The sequence below is a fragment of the Lacticaseibacillus jixianensis genome (genome assembly GCF_003946485.1).
In the GTDB taxonomy this organism is placed as follows: Bacteria; Bacillota; Bacilli; order Lactobacillales; family Lactobacillaceae; genus Lacticaseibacillus; species Lacticaseibacillus jixianensis.
This window is the reverse complement of record NZ_RHOJ01000045.1, coordinates 1-3,035: the sequence shown is the minus strand read 5'-3', so window position 1 is coordinate 3,035 and position 3,035 is coordinate 1. Positions and strand designations below refer to the sequence as shown.

The 3,035-nt window shown below is 51.4% G+C and carries 1 rRNA gene; it reads left to right on the top strand.

The features are described 5' to 3' along the window. The first annotated feature begins 118 nt into the window (after positions 1–118). Positions 119–3,035: ribosomal RNA gene (locus EKM85_RS11355) — 23S ribosomal RNA — on the top strand.

The following is a 3,035-nucleotide window of genomic DNA, read 5'->3' as shown; positions in this document are numbered from 1 at the left end:
GAAGTTTTGTTCTTTGAAAACTGGATATCATTGTTTTATAGAAATGCCGAGAACACAGCGTATTTGTATGAGTTTCTAAAAGAAATTCGAATCGCTAACCGATCGATTTATCGATCAAGGTTAAGTTACAAAGGGCGCACGGTGGATGCCTTGGCACTAGGAGCCGATGAAGGACGTGACTAACGACGATATGCTTCGGGGAGCTGTACGTAAGCTTTGATCCGGAGATTTCCGAATGGGGGAACCCAGCCACCTTTGGTGGTTATCATTGAGTGAATACATAGCTTAATGAAGGCAGACGCAGGGAACTGAAACATCTAAGTACCTGCAGGAAGAGAAAGCAATTGCGATTCCCATAGTAGCGGCGAGCGAAGTGGGAACAGCCCAAACCAAAGTGCTTGCACTTTGGGGTTGTAGGACCAAACATTGGAGTTACCAAAGTGATTGGTAGACGAAGTCAGCTGGAAAGCTGCGCGAGACAAGGTGAAAGCCCTGTAGTCGAAATCGATCACCCTCCGTTTGGGATCCTGAGTACGGCGGAACACGTGAAATTCCGTCGGAATCCGGGTGGACCATCACCCAAGGCTAAATACTCCCTAGTGACCGATAGTGAACCAGTACCGTGAGGGAAAGGTGAAAAGCACCCCGGAAGGGGAGTGAAATAGTTCCTGAAACCGTGTGCCTACAATTAGTTGGAGCCCGTTAATGGGTGACAGCGTGCCTTTTGTAGAATGAACCGGCGAGTTACGCTAGCATGCGAGGTTAAGGTGAAAAGCCGGAGCCGCAGCGAAAGCGAGTCTGAATAGGGCGACTAAGTATGTTGGTGTAGACCCGAAACCAAGTGACCTACCCATGACCAGGTTGAAGGTGTGGTAAAACGCACTGGAGGACCGAACCCGTGTATGTTGAAAAATGCTGGGATGAGTTGTGGGTAGCGGTGAAATTCCAAACGAACTTGGAGATAGCTGGTTCTCTCCGAAATAGCTTTAGGGCTAGCCTCGGAGGATGGATATTGGAGGTAGAGCACTGTTTGGACTAGGGGCCCGTCATGGGTTACTGAATTCAGATAAACTCCGAATACCAAATATCTTACTCCGGGAGTCAGACGGTGAGCGATAAGGTCCATCGTCGAAAGGGGAACAGCCCAGATCACCAGTTAAGGTCCCTAAATTTATGCTAAGTGGAAAAGGATGTGGCGTTGCACAGACAACTAGGATGTTGGCTCAGAAGCAGCCATCATTTAAAGAGTGCGTAATAGCTCACTAGTCGAGTGACCCTGCGCCGAAAATATACCGGGGCTAAGCATAATACCGAAACTGTGGATGCATCCGTAAGGATGCGTGGTAGGAGAGCGTTCCAAGGGCGTTGAAGGTCGACCGTGAGGACGGCTGGAGCGCTTGGAAGTGAGAATGCCGGCATGAGTAGCGAAAGATCGGTGAGAATCCGATCCACCGTATGACTAAGGTTTTCTGGGGAAGGCTCGTCCTCCCAGAGTTAGTCGGGACCTAAGGCGAGGCCGAGAGGCGTAGTCGATGGCAAACAGGTTGAGATTCCTGTACTGATCTATTTTGTTTGACCGATGGCGGGACGCAGGAGGTTAAGTCAAGCACACGGCTGGAAATGTGTGTCCAAGCACTGAGTCTTGAGGTGAGTGAAATGCTTGCTTCTTTAAGGACAAGGTGTGATGGGGAGCGAAATTTAAGTAGCGAAGTGACTGATATCACACTGCCGAGAAAAGCGTCTAGGGAGAAATAGATCACCCGTACCGCAAACCGACACAGGTAGTCGAGGCGAGTAGCCTCAGGTGAGCGAGCGAACTCTCGTTAAGGAACTCGGCAAAATGACCCCGTAACTTCGGAAGAAGGGGTGCTGCACGCAAGTGCAGCCGCAGTGAATAGGCCCAAACAACTGTTTATCAAAAACACAGGTCTCTGCTAAATCGTAAGATGACGTATAGGGGCTGACACCTGCCCGGTGCTGGAAGGTTAAGAGGATGAGTTAGCGTAAGCGAAGCCCAGAATTGAAGCCCCAGTAAACGGCGGCCGTAACTATAACGGTCCTAAGGTAGCGAAATTCCTTGTCGGGTAAGTTCCGACCCGCACGAAAGGTGTAATGATTTGGGCACTGTCTCAACGAGAGACTCGGTGAAATTATAGTACCCGTGAAGATGCGGGTTACCCGCGACAGGACGGAAAGACCCCATGGAGCTTTACTGTAGCTTGATATTGAGTGTTTGTACCGCTTGTACAGGATAGGTAGGAGCCGTAGAGGCCGGAACGCTAGTTTCGGCAGAGGCGTTGGTGGGATACTACCCTTGCTGTATGAACACTCTAACCCGCGCCACTCAGCGTGGCGGGAGACAGTGTCAGGTGGGCAGTTTGACTGGGGCGGTCGCCTCCTAAAATGTAACGGAGGCGCCCAAAGGTTCCCTCAGAATGGTTGGAAATCATTCGCAGAGTGTAAAGGTATAAGGGAGCTTGACTGCGAGACTGACAAGTCGAGCAGGGACGAAAGTCGGGCTTAGTGATCCGGTGGTTCCGTATGGAAGGGCCATCGCTCAACGGATAAAAGCTACCCTGGGGATAACAGGCTTATCTTCCCCAAGAGTCCACATCGACGGGAAGGTTTGGCACCTCGATGTCGGCTCATCGCATCCTGGGGCTGTAGTCGGTCCCAAGGGTTGGGCTGTTCGCCCATTAAAGCGGTACGCGAGCTGGGTTCAGAACGTCGTGAGACAGTTCGGTCCCTATCCGTCGCGGGCGCAGGAAATTTGAGAGGAGCTGTCCTTAGTACGAGAGGACCGGGATGGACGTTCCGCTGGTGTACCAGTTGTGCCGCCAGGCGCATCGCTGGGTAGCTATGAACGGACGGGATAAACGCTGAAAGCATCTAAGTGTGAAGCCCCCCTCGAGATGAGATTTCCCATTCCTATATGGAAGTAAGACCCCTGAGAGATGATCAGGTAGATAGGCTGGAAGTGGAAGTGCAGCGATGCATGGAGCGGACCAGTACTAATCGGTCGAGGACTTAACCAA